The organism is Methylobacterium sp. Leaf93 (assembly GCF_001422345.1).
In the GTDB taxonomy this organism is placed as follows: Bacteria; Pseudomonadota; Alphaproteobacteria; order Rhizobiales; family Beijerinckiaceae; genus Methylobacterium; species Methylobacterium bullatum.
Genome location: NZ_LMMS01000012.1, coordinates 11,112 through 29,361 on the forward strand (window position 1 = coordinate 11,112; position 18,250 = coordinate 29,361).

15 protein-coding genes are annotated in these 18,250 nt (G+C 66.5%); 7 read left to right on the forward strand and 8 right to left on the reverse strand.

Annotated elements, in window-relative coordinates:
• Positions 1-29: 29 nt before the first annotated feature.
• From ASF26_RS08675 to ASF26_RS08705, 7 genes are all read right to left on the reverse strand, one after another.
• Entirely contained in the window at positions 30-725 is a 696-nt protein-coding gene (locus ASF26_RS08675) for a response regulator transcription factor (protein ID WP_056252271.1), read from the reverse strand.
• Positions 722-3,442, reverse strand: coding sequence for a sensor histidine kinase KdpD (locus ASF26_RS08680; protein WP_056252276.1), 2,721 nt, complete (start codon positions 3,440-3,442; stop codon positions 722-724). The genes ASF26_RS08675 and ASF26_RS08680 overlap by 4 nt, the downstream gene beginning before the upstream one ends.
• Positions 3,443-3,466: 24 nt before the next feature.
• Positions 3,467-4,072, reverse strand: coding sequence for a K(+)-transporting ATPase subunit C (locus tag ASF26_RS08685; protein WP_056252280.1), 606 nt, complete (start codon positions 4,070-4,072; stop codon positions 3,467-3,469).
• A gap of 31 nt (positions 4,073-4,103) precedes the next feature.
• Positions 4,104-6,197 (reverse strand): potassium-transporting ATPase subunit KdpB, encoded by a 2,094-nt coding sequence (gene kdpB / locus ASF26_RS08690; protein ID WP_056252283.1) that lies wholly within the window; start codon positions 6,195-6,197, stop codon positions 4,104-4,106.
• Between the two features lie 62 nt (positions 6,198-6,259).
• Positions 6,260-6,463, reverse strand: coding sequence for a hypothetical protein (locus ASF26_RS08695; RefSeq protein ID WP_056252287.1), 204 nt, complete (start codon positions 6,461-6,463; stop codon positions 6,260-6,262).
• A gap of 13 nt (positions 6,464-6,476) precedes the next feature.
• Positions 6,477-8,192, reverse strand: a complete 1,716-nt coding sequence (kdpA, locus tag ASF26_RS08700) for a potassium-transporting ATPase subunit KdpA (RefSeq protein ID WP_056252288.1) — start codon at positions 8,190-8,192, stop codon at positions 6,477-6,479.
• Positions 8,193-8,205: 13 nt separating this feature from the next.
• Positions 8,206-8,295, reverse strand: a complete 90-nt coding sequence (locus ASF26_RS08705) for a K(+)-transporting ATPase subunit F (RefSeq protein ID WP_036267122.1) — start codon at positions 8,293-8,295, stop codon at positions 8,206-8,208.
• 1,153 nt (positions 8,296-9,448) lie between these two features.
• Between ASF26_RS08705 and ASF26_RS21960 the strand changes: the two genes are divergently transcribed.
• A protein-coding gene (locus ASF26_RS21960) for an IS630 family transposase (RefSeq protein WP_156462922.1) occupies positions 9,449-10,398 on the forward strand; the annotation gives its coding sequence in 2 pieces (ribosomal slippage) (positions 9,449-9,800 and positions 9,800-10,398; 951 coding nt in all).
• 295 nt (positions 10,399-10,693) lie between these two features.
• On the opposite strand, the gene ASF26_RS23740 is transcribed toward ASF26_RS21960, so the two are convergent.
• A complete protein-coding gene (locus ASF26_RS23740) occupies positions 10,694-10,981 on the reverse strand; it encodes a hypothetical protein (protein ID WP_348271083.1) in 288 nt (95 codons plus the stop codon).
• Positions 10,982-11,544: 563 nt separating this feature from the next.
• On the opposite strand from ASF26_RS23740, the gene ASF26_RS08725 reads away from it, so the two are divergent.
• The 6 genes from ASF26_RS08725 (at position 11,545) to ASF26_RS08750 (ending at position 18,208) form a co-directional block, all read left to right on the forward strand.
• The gene (locus ASF26_RS08725) at positions 11,545-12,132 is read left to right on the forward strand and encodes a metallophosphoesterase family protein (protein WP_056252305.1); all 588 of its coding nucleotides are present in this window, start codon (positions 11,545-11,547) and stop codon (positions 12,130-12,132) included.
• Between the two features lie 158 nt (positions 12,133-12,290).
• The gene (locus tag ASF26_RS08730) at positions 12,291-12,737 is read left to right on the forward strand and encodes a hypothetical protein (RefSeq protein WP_056252308.1); all 447 of its coding nucleotides are present in this window, start codon (positions 12,291-12,293) and stop codon (positions 12,735-12,737) included.
• A gap of 235 nt (positions 12,738-12,972) precedes the next feature.
• A complete protein-coding gene (locus ASF26_RS08735) occupies positions 12,973-13,242 on the forward strand; it encodes a hypothetical protein (protein ID WP_018042689.1) in 270 nt (89 codons plus the stop codon).
• Between the two features lie 90 nt (positions 13,243-13,332).
• On the forward strand, positions 13,333-13,596 hold the full coding sequence (locus tag ASF26_RS08740) for a hypothetical protein (RefSeq protein ID WP_056252313.1): 264 nt from the start codon (positions 13,333-13,335) through the stop codon (positions 13,594-13,596).
• A 422-nt stretch (positions 13,597-14,018) separates the two neighbouring features.
• A complete protein-coding gene (locus ASF26_RS08745; protein ID WP_056252317.1) occupies positions 14,019-15,104 on the forward strand; it encodes an efflux RND transporter periplasmic adaptor subunit in 1,086 nt (361 codons plus the stop codon).
• The gene (locus ASF26_RS08750; protein WP_056252319.1) at positions 15,101-18,208 is read left to right on the forward strand and encodes an efflux RND transporter permease subunit; all 3,108 of its coding nucleotides are present in this window, start codon (positions 15,101-15,103) and stop codon (positions 18,206-18,208) included. The genes ASF26_RS08745 and ASF26_RS08750 overlap by 4 nt, the downstream gene beginning before the upstream one ends.
• Positions 18,209-18,250: the final 42 nt, after the last annotated feature.

Below are 18,250 nucleotides of genomic sequence, written 5' to 3' on the forward strand. Positions count from 1 at the left end.
TTCGCCTTCATGCGCGGCGAAACCCGCCATCAGGCCTGGGCCTCGTCGTCTGGGGACCGGAGCCGGTAGCCGACACCGGTCTCGGTGAGGAGGATACGGGGGCGCTCGGGATCGGCCTCCAGCTTGAGGCGAAGTTGGCGCATGTAAACCCGCAGGTACTGCGGGTCCGACGAGGTCGAGACCGCGCTCATGAGCTGGGCGTGGGTCAGGGCCTTGCCGGCATGCTGGATCAGGACGCGCAGGAAGTCGTACTCGCGCGGGGTCAGCTTGACGTCCGCGCCGCGCACCCGGACGAGGCGGCGCACCAGGTCGACGCTGAGGCCGTCGACCTCGAACAGGGCGCGCTCGCCCTGGACCGCGAGCTGGTGGCGCAAGGCCGCGCGGATGCGCGCCAGGAGCTCGCCCATGCCGAAGGGCTTGGTGACGTAGTCGTCGGCACCGAGGTCGAGGGCCTCGACCTTGCCGGCCTCGTCGTCGCGGCTCGACAGGACGACGACCGGGAGATCGCGAAAATCCTTGCGGATGACGCGGAGCAGGTCGTGCCCGCGCATGTCCGGCAGGCCGAGGTCGAGGATGATCAAGTTGACCGTCTCGCGGGACAGGACATCGAGGGCTGTCCGTCCGTTGGGTGCCTCGAAGGTCTGGTAGCCCTGGGTGGCCAAGCCCATGCGCAGGAGCTTGCGGATCGGCGGCTCGTCGTCGATGACGAGGATGTTCATGCTCATGCCGCCAGATCCGAGTGAACGTGTCCCGCCGGGGGGACGGGCAGGAGGATGGTGAAGACCGCGCCCAGGCGATCGCGGCGGTTGGCCGCCGTCAGCGTACCACCCATGGCCTCGACGAACCCGCGGGCGATGGCGAGGCCGAGCCCCGTCCCGGCCCGGACGCTGTCGGACTTGCGGACCCGGTAGAACTTGTCGAACACCCGCTCCACATCGGCCTCGGGCAGCCCATCGCCCTCGTCGAGAATCTGCAGACGGACCTGATCACGGTCCGAGATGCCCCTGACGGTGACGATGGAGCCTTCGGGGGCGTATTTGGCGGCGTTGTCGAGGAGGTTGACCAGCACCTGCTCGAACAGGACCGGGTCGAGGCGCAGGGCCGGCAGCGTGGTCGGTAGGTCGAGGCGTACCTGGTGGCCGGCGAGGATGGAGCCCAAGCGGCGAAGGGCGGTATCGACGCTCTCGCCGACGTCCTGCGGGGTGAGGCTCGCAGCCACCGCCCCGGCCTCCAGGCGGGTCATGTCGAGAAGGTTGACGATGAAGCGGTTCAGCCTCTCGGACTCCTCGATGATGGTGGCAAGGAGGTCGACCTTTGCGTCGTGCGGTAGCGCCTCGTCGAGGTCGCGCAGCGTCGTGGCCGCCCCGAGAACCGAGGACAGCGGCGTGCGAAGGTCGTGCGAGATCGACGTGAGCAGGGCCTGGCGCAAGCGGTCGGTCTCGGCGGCGCGCTCGGCCCGGTCGAGATCCTCCACCAGACGCACGCGCTCGATGGCGAGTGCCGCCATGTCGGCCAGGGCGTCGAACAGGCGCCGGCTTTCGGGCGAGAGGATCGGCCCGCTACCGTCGGTGTCGAGGCCGATCACCCCGACGATGCCACGGCCCGTGCGCATCGGCAGGAACAGGCGCTTGGCCCCCGGCAGGGTGTCGGCCCCCCGCCCGGCCGGGCGCTCGTTGTCGAAGGCCCAAGTCGCGGCCCCGAGATCGGCCGCGTCGAGCGTGTCCTCCGGGGGGAAGCCGGCGCGGACCGAGACCGTCCCCTGCTCCGGCAGCAGGACGACCACCCGGACCTTCAGCATAGCGGCGACCTGGGCCGAGGTCGCCCACAGGACGTCGTCGAGGGTGCCGCAACCGGCGAGCTTGCGACTGAAGCCGTAGAGCCGCTCCGTGGCCCTGGCGCGGCCATGCGACACCATGGCCTCCCGGCGCGAGCGCGAAGCGAGGTTGGAGACCACCACCGCCACCACCGTGAACAGGAGGAAGGCCGCGATGTTGGTCGGATCCGCGATGGTGAGGGTGTAGACCGGGGGCAGGAAGAAGAAATTGTAGGAGAGCGACGCCGCCAGGACTGCGACGAGGGACGGCCCGAGGCCGGATCGCACCGCGACGGCCACGATGGCGGTCAGGAGGATGAGGTCGGCGTTCTCCACGCCGAGGTAAGGCTCGACGAGGAGGGCGAGCCCGAGAGCCGTTCCCGTGGCTAGGACGCCGACGATGTAAGCCAGGATCTCGAACGGCGGCTTGGCCGGTGCCGTGGCGACCGTCTTCGGCGGGACGGGTTCAGCCTTCGTGGCCTCGCCGGTGATGACGTGGATGCTGATGTTGCCCGAGCGGCGGACGATGTCGTGCACCACAGAGCCGTTGAGGAGCTCGAACACCGGGGACCGGTCGGCCTTGCCGAGGATGATGTGGTTGACGTTGGTGGAGCGGGCATAGGCGAGGATGTCGTCGGCCACGCGTCGGCCGCCCGGCAGGGTCACGGCATCGCCGCCGAGGCGGTCGGCGAGGCGCAGGGTGTCGGCGATGCGGTCGCGCGCGGCTTCGTCGAGGGAAAGGCTGCGGGGCCCTTCGACCGTGATGGCGGTCCAGGGCGCGTGCAGCCGGTCGGCGAGGCGCTTGGCATGGCGCACGAGGCCGGCGGAGCGCGGATCCTCGCTGATGCAGACAAGGACCCGCTCGCCCGCACTCCATGGGCCCGCGATGGCGTTGGCCCGCATGTGGTTGAGGAGTTCGTCGTCGACCCGGTCGGCGGTCCTTCGCAAGGCGAGTTCCCGGAGCGCCGTGAGGTTGCCGCGCGAAAAGTAGTGCTTGAGTGCGCGCTCGGCGTTGCCCTTCACGTAGACCTTGCCGTCCCGGAGGCGCTGGATCAGGTCGTCGGGGTTGAGGTCGACCACCTCGATGTCGTCGGCCCGGTCGAGGATACCGTCGGGCACGGTCTCGCGCACCCGGATGCGGGTGATCTGCGCGACGACGTCGTTGAGGCTCTCGACGTGCTGAATGTTGAGGGTGGTGTAGACGTCGATGCCGGCGTCGAGCAGTTCCTCCACGTCCTGGTAGCGCTTCGGATGGCGCGAGCCCGGCGCGTTGGTGTGGGCGAGTTCGTCCACGAGGGCGAGCGCCGGCTGGCGCGCCAGGATCGCATCGAGGTCCATCTCGTCGAGCGCCGCGCCGTGATACGCAACCGGACGGCGGGCCACGACTTCGAAGCCCTCCACCAGGGCCTCGGTCTCGGCTCGCCCATGGGTCTCGACCACGCCGACGATGACGTCCGTGCCGGCCTTGAGTCGGGCGCGGCCGACGGTGAGCATCTCGTAGGTCTTGCCGACCCCCGGGGCCGCACCGAGGAAGATCTTGAGGCGGCCGCGATGGCGCTCTTCCCTACGGGCGGCCTCCAGCAGCGCGTCGGGCGAGGGACGGTCCGGGTCGCGGTGGGGCGTCGACATCGGGTGGCCTGTCATCCGGCGAGGTTACTTCGAACCCAGGCCGTCCAGGGCGAGGTTGAGGGCGAGCACGTTCACCCGAGGTTCGCCGAGGATGCCCAGCAGGCGACCCTGGACCTGGGAGTCCACGAGGGAACGAACCTGATCCACGGAGAGGTTACGCGCCTTGGCCACGCGGGGCACCTGGAACAAAGCGGCATCGGGAGAGACGTCCGGGTCGAGGCCCGAGCCGCTGGCGGTGACGAGGTCGACCGGGACAGGCTGGCCGGGGTTCTCGGTCTGGCGCGTCGCGACATCCGCCTTCACCCGCTCGGCAAGGGCGGCGCTGGTCGGGCCGAGGTTCGAGCCCGAGGAGTTCGCCGCATTGTAGGGCGACGGGACGGTCTTCGTGGCATCGGCCGGGTCGGCGGCGCTCGTGGCGGAGGGGCGGCCCTGGAAGTAGCGGTCGCTGGTGAAGGACTGCCCGATGAGGCTGGAACCGACGACCTTGCCGTCGCGCTCGATCAGGCTGCCGGCGGCCTTGGCCGGGAAGACGACCCCCGCGATGCCGGTCATGGCGAGGGGATAGGCGAGCCCGGTGATCGCCGTCAGGGCGATCAGCAGGACGAGGGCAGGGCGAAGGTGGTTCAACATGGCGTGCTCCTATGTGGCGGTTCGAGGCGGCTCAGACGAGGTGCAGGGCGGTGATGGCCAGGTCGATGGCCTTGATGCCGACGAAGGGCACCAGGATGCCGCCGAGCCCGTAGATCAGGAGGTTCCGGCGCAGGAGAGCGCCGGCCCCGACCGCCCGGTAGGACACGCCCCGAAGCGCCAGCGGGATCAGGACGACGATGATGAGCGCGTTGAAGATGATGGCCGAGAGGATCGCACTCTCCGGTGATGCGAGGCCCATGACGTTCAGCGCCTGGAGTTGCGGGTAGAGCACCAGGAACATCGCCGGGATGATGGCGAAATACTTGGCCACGTCGTTGGCGATGGAGAAGGTGGTCAGTGCCCCACGGGTCATCAGCAACTGCTTGCCGATGCCGACGATCTCGATGAGCTTGGTCGGGTCGCTGTCGAGGTCGACCATGTTGCCGGCCTCGCGGGCCGCCACCGTGCCGGTGTTCATGGCGACACCGACATCGGCCTGGGCGAGCGCGGGGGCGTCGTTGGTGCCGTCGCCGCACATGGCGACGAGCTTGCCCTGCGCCTGCTCCTTGCGGATCAGCGCCAGCTTGTCCTCCGGGGTGGCCTGGGCGAGGAAGTCGTCGACGCCGGCCTCGGCGGCGATGGCGGCCGCGGTCATCGGGTTGTCGCCGGTGATCATCACCGTGCGGATGCCCATCTGGCGCAGTTCCGCGAAGCGCTCGCGAATGCCGCCCTTCACGATGTCCTTGAGGTAGACGACGCCGAGAAGCCGGCCGTCCCGCGTCACGGCGAGCGGGGTTCCGCCCGCCTTGGCGACGTCCTCGGCGATGGACTGGATCTCGCGCACCGTCTCGTCGGCGAGGCCCGGGCTGTAGGCCAGGGCCGCGCCGGAGCCACGGGTCGCCATCGGCTGTGAGCTCACCGAGGCGATGATGGAATCGACGGCGCCCTTGCGGATGGAGGATCCGTCGAGGTCGACGCCGCTCATCCGGGTCTGGGCGGTGAACGGCACGAAGGTGGCGTTGCGGCTTCCCATGTCGCGGGCGCGGATGCCGTACTTGTCCTTGGCCAGCACCACGATGGAGCGACCCTCCGGGGTCTCGTCGGCGAGCGACGCCAACTGGGCGGCGTCGGCGAGTTCTTGCTCGGAGACGCCACGAACCGGGCGGAACTCGGTGGCCTGTCGGTTGCCCAGCGTGATGGTACCGGTCTTGTCCAGCAGCAGCGTATCGACGTCGCCGGCCGCCTCCACCGCGCGTCCCGACATGGCGAGCACGTTGAAGCGCACCAGCCGGTCCATGCCGGCGATGCCGATGGCCGACAGGAGCGCGCCGATGGTCGTCGGGATCAAGGTGACGAACAGGGCGACCAGCACGATCAACGGAATGGCACCTCCGGCATAGGAGGCGAAGCTCGGGATCGAGGCGACCGCGAAGACGAAGATGATGGTGAGGCCCGCGAGCAGGATGTTGAGCGCGATCTCGTTCGGGGTCTTCTGGCGCGAGGCGCCCTCGACCAAGGCGATCATGCGGTCGACGAAAGTCGAGCCGGCGGCGGCGGTGATGCGGACCCGGATCTCGTCGGAAAGCACCTGAGTGCCGCCGGTCACCGCGGAACGGTCGCCGCCGGATTCACGGATCACGGGGGCGGACTCGCCGGTGATGGCGGCCTCGTTGACCGAGGCGACGCCGAGGATCACCTCGCCGTCCGACGGGATGATGTCGCCAGCCTCCACCAGGACCACGTCGCCGACCTTGAGGTCGTTGCCGGGGATGGTCTCGAACTCCCGGCCGGTACCCTTGAGGCGCTTGGCCATGGTCTCGGTGCGGGTGCGCCGGAGGCTGTCGGCCTGGGCCTTACCACGTCCCTCGGCGATGGCCTCGGCGAAGTTGGCGAACAGCACGGTGAACCACAGCCACAGGATGATCTGGCCGGAAAAGGCGAGGCTGGCGCCGCCGGTCGCGACGTCACGGATGAACAGGACGGTGGTGAGCGCGGCGACGACCTCGACCACGAACATGACCGGGTTCTTGATCATCTTGCGCGGGTCGAGCTTGGTCAGGGCGCCGATGAGCGCCGGCCCAACGAGGACGGCACTGAACAGGCTGGTGGAGTTTGGGCGGGCCATTGCGGTTGTCCGGTTGGAAGACGTCTTGGGGGTCGGCGCGGTCCCGCGCCGTGGTGCGGGGTTCAAGGTGCGAGCGCACCGCCGAGGAGGGCGACCCCGGCCAGCAGGCCGAGGGCACCGAGCATGGCCAGGCCGAGCATGGCGAGGATGACGTCCGAGACCCGGATGTCCTTCCGGTTGCGCTCGATCCGGCTCCAGGGCTGGGACCGCGGCCTGTGACGGGCCAGGGCGCGCCGCATCGCGGCGCGGTCGCGGGATGGCAGCATTGTAAGTTGCATCTCAGCCCCCCGCCGCGAAGGTTTGACCAAGGCCGCCGGCGAGGTGCTCGACGATCGGCCCGAGGGCCAGCGCCGGGAAGAAGGTCAGGCCGCCCACGATGAGGATCACGCCCACCAGCAGCCCGACGAACAGGCCGCCATGGGTCGGGAAGGTCCCGGCCGAGGCCGGTACGGTCTTCTTGGCGGCGAGCGAGCCTGCGATGGCGAGCGCCGGGACGATGACGAAGAACCGCCCGAACAGCATGCCGAGGCCGAGCGTGGTATTGTAGAAGGCGGTATTGGCCGTCAGGCCGCCGAAGGCCGAGCCGTTGTTCGCCGCCGCCGAGGTGAAGGCGTAGAGGATCTCCGAGAAGCCGTGTGGGCCGGCATTGGCGGGACCGGCGAGGCCGGCGGCGATCACGGTGGCGAGTGCCGTGAAGCCGAGCATCATCAGGGGCAGGCACAGGATGGCGAGCATCGCCATCTTGACCTCGTGGGCCTCGATCTTCTTGCCGAGGTATTCCGGCGTGCGGCCGACCATCAGTCCGGCCACGAAGATCGTCACGATGACGAAGACCAGGATGCCGTAGAGGCCGGCGCCGACGCCGCCGACGATGATCTCGCCGAGCTGCATGTTGATCATCGGGATCATGCCGCCGAGCGCTGTGAAGCTGTCGTGCATGGCGTTGACCGCGCCGCAGGACGCCGCCGTCGTGACGGCTGCGAACAGCGCCGAGGCGACGATGCCGAACCGGACCTCCTTGCCCTCCATGTTGCCGCCGGTCAGCCCGAACGAGTTGAGGATGGGGCTGCCCGCGCTCTCGGCCCAGTAGACCACCGCGGTCCCGGCGAGGAACAGCACGCCCATGGCGGACAGGATGGCCCAGCCCTGGCGCTCGTCGCCGACCATCCGGCCAAAGACGTTGGTCATCGCCGCGCCGATGGCGAAGATCGAGAGGGTCTGGACGAAGTTCGAGAGGGCGGTCGGGTTCTCGAACGGATGCGCGGCATTGACGTTGAAGAAGCCGCCGCCATTGGTGCCGAGCATCTTGATCGCGACCTGGCTCGCCACCGGGCCGACCGCGATGGTCTGCTTGGCGCCTTCCAGGGTCGTCGCCTCGACGGCACCGCCGAGCGTCTGCGGGATGCCCTGCCAGACGTAGAACAGCGTCAGTGCCATGCAGAACGGCAGCAGCACGTAGAGGGTGGTGCGGGTGAGATCAACCCAGAACGAGCCCACGGTGCTGGCGGAAGCGCGGCCGAAGCCACGCACCAGGGCGACGGCGAGCGCGATGCCGGTGGCGGCGGACAGGAAGTTCTGGTGGGTCAGGCCCAGCATCTGTGTAAGGTACGACATCGTCGTCTCACCGCCGTAGGACTGCCAGTTCGTGTTGGTGACAAAGCTCGTGGACGTGTTGAAGGCCAGATCCGGCGCGACCGCCGACTGCCCATCCGGATTGAACGGCAGCACCGCCTGGAAGCGCAGCAGCGCGTACAGGGCCAGGAAGCCGAGCACGTGGAAGGCGAGCATGGAGAGGGCGTAGGCCAGCCAGTGCTGCTCCTGGGCGGCATCGATGCCGGCGACGCGGTAGAGCCCGCGCTCGACGGAAGCGAGGACGGGCGAGAGGACGGTTCGCTCACCCGTGAAGACGCGGGTCATGTATCCGCCGAGAGGGCGGGCGAGCGCGATGATGACCGCGCAGAACAGCGCGATCTGGATCCAGCCGTTGATGGTCATCGGAGATCTTCCTTCAGAACCGCTCGGGGCGGACGAGGGCGTAGGTGAGGTATCCGAGCAGCCCAAGGGTCACGAGGGCGCCAAGCGTCAGGTCGAGGGTCATGGCGGGCCTCAGAGGCGTTCGCAGAGGACGGCGTAGCCGGCGGCCAGGCCAAAGAAGGCGAGCCCGGTTGCGATGAAGACGATGTCGAGCATGGTCGGTCCGTTTCGGTTCGGGGGCCGACGCATGATCGGTCTCGCCCCGCTCCAATGTGGACGCGAACCGCATTAGGGTTCGAGACGGAAGCGAGGACGATTTTATAAGGGACGCATTAGGATCGCGGAGCTCGCTGGTCGGCCCCGGGACGATGGTCTTTCAGTCCGCAGGCGCGGCCGTGCGCAGGGTGAGACGGAACTCGGTACACCCGAGCGGGCGGCCTGCCTGGGCGGCTCGGGGGCATTCGATCCGCCACCTCGAACTGTCGACCTGGACGACGCCATCGACACCGAGACGATAGCCGTGGAAGGCGGTCCCGCATGCCCGGCACCGGGAGAGCAGGCGCCGTAGACATTCAAGGGTCTGGGATCGGCCGATGGTGCTGTCGCCATTGCATCGGGCCAGTCGTTGGTCGGAGAGGTCCACGAGAAACCAACTTGGCACCCCATCGGGCGGCCAACTAAGATCCTCGAACCCGCATAAGCGTTCGAGAGGGTGCGAGACGGTTCGGCATAAGGATCTGATTTCGCCGATAGACCCGCTCCAGCATGTGGGAACGCTCTATGTCCCACCCGTTGCACATCACAAACCGCTTGCAGCCTGCCCCATAATGAAACAGGCCACCCGATTAGTATCAGGCAGCCCGCTTACTCTAAGTTGATTTGGCGCGGAACTTTGAGGGTCAAAAGCGGATCAGTGGGTCGGCTATCATTATGACCAAACGTCTAGCTCTGACATCGCGCAAAAGCGCGATGGTGTTCGTGATCTTCATTGCCGCGTTCGAAGCAAGTGCTGGTGCTTCTCTCTAGGGTTCGCTGATGCTGGCAGGTTCATAGCATTCTCCGCCTTGCCGTTGAGAGCAGCTAAGCCAGTCGTCTGGCACCCGTCGCTTGGGCCTATTTCTGCTTGAGCATAGCACGCCGCCGAAAGCAGCCGGACTGCACTCCACCCATTTCAGTCGTACTCTTTAGAGCCGTGCCCGACGGCGGGTTGAATCGTTTGGGGTAGGCGGTTTGGATCGTGTGTGATTCACTGGAGGGGTTGATGAGGGAGGATCGCCATGCCTTCAGCCCTGTCGGTCGATTTGCGTGAGCGTGTCGTGGCCGCGATTGAAGCAGGCGCTTCGCGGCGTCAGGCGGCTGAACGCTTCGGCGTCGGAGCGGCCAGCGCGATCCGCTGGCACGAACGTTTTCGACAGGACGGGCGGATCGCGCCCAGGCCCATGGGCGGCGACCGCAACTCGCAGCGCCTGGAAGCGCAGGCGACCCTAATCCTTCGGGTCTACGAAGAGCACCCGCTCTCTTTCCTGCGGGAACTGCGCGACAGGCTCTCGGAACGGGGCGTCCGGGCAAGCACGAGCAGCCTGTCACGCTTCTTCGTCCGGCATGGGATCACCCGTAAAAAGGGGCTGTCCACGCGGCCGAGCAGGAGCGGCCGGATGTGAAGGCCGCACGCGAGGACTGGTTCGAGCGCCAACCCGATCTCGATCCAGATCGCCTGGTCTTCCTCGACGAGACGGCCGCCACGACCAAGATGGCTCGCTGCTACGGTCGCGCGCCACGCGGCCAGCGCTGCCGGATCGCCGTGCCTCACTACAAGACCACCACCATCACCGCCGCCCTGCGCGCCACGGGACTGATCGCCAGAACCGTCTTCGATGGAGCCACGAATAGCATGCGCTTCCGGGCCTACGTCACCGACACCCTGGCTCCGGTGCTCAAGCCCGGCGATACCGTCATCCTGGACAACCTGAACGCCCATAAGGTCGCCGGGGTGCGCGAGGCCATCGAGGCGGTGGGCGCACGGGTGCTGTACCTCCCGCCCTACAGTCCCGAGTTCAATCCCATCGAGCAAGTCTTTGCCAAGGTCAAAGCCCTCCTTCGGACCGCCGCATCGCGAACCGCCGACGACCTGACCATCGCCATTCGAGAAGCTTTCTCTGCCTTCCGACCGCACGAGTGCCGCAACTATCTCACCGCCGCTGGATACGATGCCTATGATCCAAGCTGAGCGGGCACGGCTCTAATAGGGCAATTTCGCCCTGTTCGCTGGATCCTCGCAGTCTCGCAACGAAAGCGGGAACATCAGCATAGGGCAATGCCGCGTGATGCTCTTCCCGCTCGCCTTGCTTCGGCAGCCCCCGACTAACCCCATCAATAGGATTATCGCCGCCACGATAGCCGGCGGCCTTGGCCCAATCGAGCACGGTGCCAATCCGCTGACGCACCCGCCGCGCTGTCTCGGGCTTTGTCAGCTAGATCGGCGACAGGGCGCGAAGCACATCGGGTGTTCCGACCTGATCCATTCACCGGCTCCCGAAAAACGGACTCGCGTAGGTTTCGAGGGCGGTCTTCCATTGCGCGGCGTGCTTCGCATTATTCCACGAGGGCTTGTTCTCCTCGAAGACCCGTATGACCGCTTCGGCAAAGGTTGGGATCGTCTCAACGGGCTTGCGCCGTTCGGCGAGCGGTTCGCCACCGTCCAGAGCAGTTTTGCGGTAGGCGAAAGCCTTTCCGCGGGCTTCAGCCAGCGTGACAAGGCTGGCTCCGCCTAATCCGATGTCGCGCCGGGTACCCTGGATAACGATCCGCAGAAGCCATCACTTCGAACCTGACGGCTCAACAACAAGGTAGAGGCCATGGCCATCTGCATACCGTCCTGCAGCCTTAAGCGCTCGAACCTGCACAGCGGTGAGCGCTCTGTCAGGATGGCGGCCTTTTCGCTTTCCTTTAGTGTCCGTTGAACTAATGTCGCCCACACTTTATGTGGGCTGCAGGCGGATTACCATGGACAAGCTCGCATAAGGCACATAAGCTAAGCCATTGATACAGCATGGATTCTCGACTATGCTGGCTAGTGCTTAACATCAATATGGCTGACGCTCCCTCCGCCATTTGACCGAGCCAAACTATTGCGAATATTGGGGATTTGGCCTAGCGACCGGCGCCCCGCCAATTTACTATGTAATTCGTATCGGCTTGTGTCGACCAAAGCTGCATCCCGCTGGACTTCGCCGCGCATGTGAAGCCGAGCGATGGGAGTGCATGGCAGCGTGCTCATCAACGCGACTTTTCGTTCTGCGTACCGATCCCCCGCGAAGTGTAGGCGTTTGAATGGCAGGCGACCGCTCGAGGCACCCGGCGCCGTCGGAGTCACATGGCCACCTTCTTCACAGCCGACACACATTTTGGAGACTCGCACATTCTGCGTCAGCGGGGAGCTACGTTCGGATCGCTCGATGATCACGACGCGGCCTTGATTAAGGGATGGAACGATGTCGTCGGCGACGACGACGACGTCTGGCATCTCGGCGATTTCGCGGCCCGCGCCACCCGGGCTCGCTGCGCGGAGATTTTTTCTGCCTTGAGGGGGCGAAAGCGGCTGATCCGCGGCAATCACGACACCAATCGGGTCCTCGAACTGTCATGGGTAGAGCCGCCGCAGGAAAGTGCGCGGATCACCGTAAGCGATGCCGCTGGCAGGGAATGGCGACTGTTCCTTGCTCATTACGCCCATCGGGCCTGGCCGGGCTTATGGCGTGGGACGCGGCATCTCTATGGCCACACCCACGGATCACTGCCCAATACCCGCTTTTCATGCGATGTCGGCGTGGATGCCTGGGCTTATCGGCCCATCGGCGTCACCGATCTCATTGCCCGCCAGAACCTTGCGCTGGCCTTGCCGGAAGAACTCCAGCGGGACGGTACCGGCGACGCGGCGGTTGATCGGCAATCTCGTGCGTAGCGGCGGTGGTCGACGGCGACCTCGTGATACATTCAGGAGCGACTCACTCCCGCACTCCGTAAGCAAGCATTAACGCTACACGGGCATTCTCTCGACATTCATCGGTCAGCCGTTCGGACCAGGGGGTCCGCCCAGTTGAGATGGGAGACAAACGGTCCATGCCTCGCCTGCTTGAACTTCTGCGCTGGAAACTCGCGGTGATTTTTGCTTGGACGCCGACACGTACTGTGGCGTTGAACTTGATTCTGGCAGTCTACGCTGTTGCAGGATGGGGAGCCTTCGCGAACAAAGCTTCAGCTTACCGCGCTCTCACTGATCAGGTCAGCCTCCTGCAGGCGGATCGAGACGGGGCGGTCAACCGCCAGAAAGCGTTGGAACAGGCGAACAACGATCTCCTGCGCGAGTGGCAAGGCAAGCTCGCCTCTACGCGAGAGGAACTCCAACAAGCTGCTGCCGCGCGCGACGCAGCCAAGAGTCAGCTTGCGAGCTCACAGCGCGAGCTTGTCGCTTCGAGGAAGCGCCTCGATCTGGCGCGGGATCGAGTCTCCGAGACGGGCAGCATCAAACACGCAGAGCCGTCCAAGAAGGCTGCGGTCAAGCCATAGGTTCGAATGGAACGGCGAGCTCGCATCCAAGGAGCTTCGTCCTTCGACTTGCCTCCCTGGCCTGCTACCGCTTCCTTATCTCCATCCGGCGCCGATGGAACGCCTCAGTTGACGCTGCAGCGTGTCCCTTAGGGCCACGCTTGCGACCAATCCGTCTTTCGACCGTTGACCGATCACGCAGGGTAGGCTCGCCCATGTGAGCCTCCCGTTCGATCCATCAGTCGAGGAGACCCTCATGAAACATGCCCTTATCGCTGCGGCAGTCCTTCTGTCGCCCCTCGCCCTGGCCGCGTCGGCTCAGGCGCAGGGGACGGTACGGGGCGCCGAACGCGGAATCGAGGATGGCAATCGCGCGGCCGGTCCCGTCGGTGGCGTGGTCGGCGGTGCGGTCGGTGCCGCGACGGGCACCGTCGGGGGCGTCCTCGGCGTGGATCCGGATCGGCGCGAGGAGCGGATGGAGCGGCGTGAAGAGCGTGGCACCGTTCGGGAGCGTCGCGACCGGTAAGACGGCGGCGCCATACGCTCACCCGTCTTCTTCGGTACGGCGCGACGGCGGGACGGTTGCGGGGATCGCCCCGCAGCCTTACCGTTCCGAATGACCGAGAAGCTGACGACAGCCGCCCTGTGCAAACTGAACCTCATCTCCCAGGAGGAGGTGGCGGCCGCTGTCGAAACGTATCTCGCGAATGCCATGGCGCCCCCGTTCGTCTTTAAGGAGGGCTACCGGCTCGATCTCGGTAAAGCCGTGCGACGACATCCCGGTGCGAACGATTTCGTCAACCGCGGTAATACCGGTCCGCTGATGAAGCGTCCCTTCATTCTGGCGGCCATCCTTGAGGCTCGCCCCCTGCGGGAATGAGCCCTTCCCGGCGCCGCGACCGACGTCCCAGTGAGTTATGCGTCGCTGCCGGGCATCAGCACGTGTCCCGGCGCCTCGCTGCCGCTCCTGATCGATCGCTCGGCGCTCGGAACATGGTGAGCGGAATACGATCGCCGCGGGCGTCCCACGGCTGCGCCGCTTTGGCCGAAGCTACCAAATTTGTCTGATCTCCCTCGGCCGCCGCTTTCGCTTCGAAGAGCGGGTCGGCGACGGTGATGCTGCCGGCCGCGCACCGTCACGGTCGCACACCGTCACGGTCGCGCACCGTCACGGTCGCGCCGTCGCCATCCCGGCTTCCTGCATGGCTTCAGCATACTCCCGCCACACCCTTGACGCTGACCCACGCCCGAATATATTACGATCATCATCTTATTGATGGTACGGTTGCGGGGGAATGCGTGATGGATGCGAGGATTGTCCTCGGGATTGTCGGTCTTGCCCTGGCGGCCTGCTCGCCCGGTGAGACTGCCGTGTCGCCTCAACCGCCCCTGGTCCAGACCGTCGAGGTCGCGCGGGGTGGCGGAGGGATCTCGCGCTATACCGGCGTCGTCCGGGCTCGGACCGAGAGCAATCTCGGCTTTCGCGTCGGCGGCAAGATCTTCGAACGGCTCGTCGACCCGGGGGATCGGGTGACGCGGGGCCAGCCGCTGATGCGCCTGGACCGGACCGACTTCAGCCTAGCGCTCAATGCAGCCCGTGCCTCGGTGGAGGCGGCCCGCGCACAGATGATCAAGGCGAAGGCCGATGAGGAGCGCAGCCGCAAGCTCGTCTCCGATGGCTGGACCTCGAAACAGACCTACGACCAGAACAAGGGGGCGGCCGATTCCGCCATCGCGCAATTCGCCAATGCCGAGGCGCAGGCGAGCCAGATCGCCAACCAGGCCGGGTACTCCGAGTTGCAGGCGGATGCCGACGGTGTCGTGATGGAGGTGCCCTCCGAGCCGGGCCAGGTGGTCGCCGCCGGGCAGACGGTGGTGAAGCTGGCGCGAGACGGCGCCCGCGAGGCCGAGGTGTTCCTGCCCGAGGGCAGACGCCGCGCCGCGCAGGGCGAGGCCTCGGCCACCCTCTATGCGGAGGGCGAGGTGACCTATCCGGCGCGGCTGCGTGAGCTCTCCGCCACGGCGGATGCCGCGACCCGGACCTACAGGGCGCGCTACATTCTCTCGGGCGGCGGCGAGACCTCACCGCTCGGCGCCACGGTGACGCTTCAACTCAAATCCACCGACGCCGCACGGGCGACCGCAGTGGCGGTGCCGCTCGGCGCCCTGTTCGACCAGGGGAAGGGCGCGTCGGTCTGGCGCTACGACGCGGAGACCCAGACCGTCACGGCCCAATCCGTCGCCGTCGCCCGCATGGCCGAGGAGAGCGCCGACATCGTCTCCGGCCTGAATCCCGGAGACAGGATCGTCGCCCTCGGGGCGCATCTCCTCAAGGCCGGGCAGAAAGTCCGGGTCTCTCCCCTCGGCACGACCGGAGTGGCACCGTGAGCGGCTTCAATCTCTCCGCGCTCGCCGTCCGGGAACGGGCGGTCACGCTCTTCCTGCTGATCGCGCTCACCGGCGCCGGCTTCTTCGCCTTCGAGAAGCTCGGTCGGGCCGAGGATCCCGCCTTCACCGTGAAGGTCATGGTGGTCTCGGCCGCATGGCCCGGCGCCACCACCGAAGAGATGCAGCGCCAGGTTGCCGATCCGCTGGAAAAGCGCCTGCAGGAGCTCGTCTACTATGACCGCGTCGAGACCACGGTCCGGCCCGGCCTCATGCTGATGAAGGTTCTGTTCAAGGACAACATGCCTCCGGCCAAGCTCCAGGCGGAGTTCTATCAGGCGCGCAAGAAGCTCTCCGACCAGGCCTCCAGCCTGCCGCGCGGCGTGCTCGGGCCGCTGTTCAACGACGAGTTTTCCGACATCTACTTCGCTCTCTACGCACTCCAGGCCAAGGATCTGCCGCACCGGCAATTGGTGATGCGGGCGGAGGAGCTTCGCCAGCGCCTGCTGCGCGTACCCGGCGTCGAGAAGATCAACATCCTCGGCGAGCAGGCCCAGAAGATCTTCGTCGAGATCTCCTACCAGCGCCTCGCCACCCTCGGCATCACCGGCCAGCAATTGCTGGCGGCACTCGCCAACCAGAACGACGTCACCCCGGCCGGATTCGTCGAGGCGGGGGGACCGCGCGTCTATCTCCGGCTCGACGGCGCCATCGATGGGCTCGATGCAATCCGCAACCTGCCCGTCGCGGCGGGCGATCGCAGCTTCAAGCTCGGCGATATCGCCGAAGTGAAGCGCGGCTATGAGGATCCGAAGACCTTCGCCATCCGCAACGACGGCGAGCCCGCGCTGATGCTCGGCCTCGTGATGAAGCCCGGCTTCAACGGGCTGAATCTCGGCGCGGCGCTCAATGCCGAGGAGATCGCGATCCACCATGAAACGCCTGTCGGCATCTCGTTCACGAAGATCACCGACCAGGCCAAGGTCATCGACGAGGCCATCCACGAGTTCATGGTCAAGTTCTTCACCGCGCTCGGCGTGGTGATCGTGGTCAGCCTCGCCGCGCTGGGATTTCGCGTCGGAATCGTGGTGGCGCTGGCCGTGCCGCTCACCCTGTCGGCGGTGTTCGTGGTGATGATGATCACCGGTCGCGACTTCGACCGCATCACCCTGGGCGCCCTCATCATCTCGCTGGGCCTCCTCGTCGACGACGCGATCATCGCCATCGAGATGATGGTGGTGCGCATGGAGGAGGGCGCCGACCGGATCGAGGCGGCGACCCATGCCTGGAGCGCCACCGCCGCACCGATGCTGACGGGCACCCTCGTCACCATCGCGGGCTTCCTCCCCGTGGGCTTCGCGGCGTCCACGGCCGGCGAATATGCCGGCAACATCTTCTGGGTGGTGGCCTTCTCGCTGATCATCTCCTGGATCGTGGCCGTGACCTTCACGCCCTATCTCGGGGTCAAGCTCCTTCCGAACATCAGACGGGTGGAAGGCGGCCACGACGCGATCTACGCCACCAAGAACTACCAGCGTCTGCGCCGCCTCGTACGAATGTCCGTCGACCACAAATGGATGGCGGCCGGCATCACCGTGGCCCTGTTCGCGGGCGCGGTGGTGGCCATGGGTAAGGTGGAGCAGCAATTCTTCCCGAACTCGGAGCGCGCCGAGCTCATCGTCGAGGTGACCCTGCCGGCGGGCTCGGCCTTTGCGACCACCGAGGCCAGCGTGAAACGGCTGGAAACCGCCCTGCGCGAGTTGCCGGAAGCCGGTGAGATCACGAGCTATGTGGGTCAGGGCATGCCGCGCTTCGTCCTGTCCTTCGATCCCGAGCTGCCCGATCCCGCCTTCGCGCAGATCGTCGTTCAGACGGCCGACGCCCACGCCCGCGATGCCCTGCGGGCCAAAGTCCGAAAACTCGTTGACGAGGGGCGCTTCCCCGAGGCACGGGTGCGTGTCCTGCAGATCGTCTTCGGGCCGCCGATCCGCTTCCCCGTGGCCTTCCGGGTGGTCGGCCCGAATCTCGACGTGATCCGGAGCATCGCCGCCGAGGTCAGCGACGTCATGGCGGCCAACCCGAAAATGCGGATGGTCCATCTCGACTGGGGCGACAAGACCCCCAACCTGCATCTCGCTCTCGACCAGGAGCGACTGCGCCTGATCGGCCTGACACCGAAGGAGGCCGGCCAGCAATTGCAGAGCTACCTCAACGGTATGCCGGCGACCCAGGTGCGAGAGAACCTGCGCTCCGTCGATGTCCTGCTACGCAGCCCCGGTCCGGAACGGCGCTCGCTCGGCGAAGTCGGGGACCTCACCCTCGCAACGAAGGACGGGCGCCAGGTGCCGCTCTCCCAGGTCGCGCGGCTCGAGAGCCGCAGCGAGGATGCGGTGCTGAAGCGCTATAACCGGGAAAGCTACATCCGGGTGCAGGGCGACGTCCTCGACGGGAAACAGCCGCCGGACATCCACGCCCAGATCTTCCCCCTGCTGGAACCGATCAAGGCCAAGCTTCCGCCCGGCTACCGCATCGATACGGCGGGTGCCGTGGAGGAAAGCGCGAAGGCGATGATGTCGCTGGTGGCGGTGTTCCCCATCATGTTGATCGTGACGCTCACGGTCATCATGATCCAGGTGCGCTCCTTCGCCACCATGTTCATGGTGTTCGCCACCGCGCCACTGGGCCTCGTAGGCGCCGCGCCGACCCTGCTGATCTTTCATCAGCCGTTCGGGTTCAACGCGATCCTCGGTCTCATCGCCCTGTCGGGCATCCTCATGCGCAACACACTCATCCTGGTGGATCAGATCCATCATGACCGGGCGTCGGGCCTGTCGGATTATGAGGCCATCGTCGAATCCACCGTGCGACGCGCCCGCCCGGTCATCCTGACCGCCGCCGCCGCCATGCTCGCCTTCATCCCGCTCACCCATTCGGTCTTTTGGGGAGCGCTGGCCTACGTCCTCATCGGCGGCGTCGGCGTGGGCACCTTGCTGACCCTGCTGTTCCTCCCGGCCCTCTACGCCCTCTGGTTCCGCGTGAAGCGGGCGCCGGCGGGAGAGCGGGCATCGCCGGGCGAGGCCTCGATGGCTCATCCGGCCACGTCCTGAACAGAACCTCGTTTGTGCCCGGCCCCACCGGTCATTCCAAAG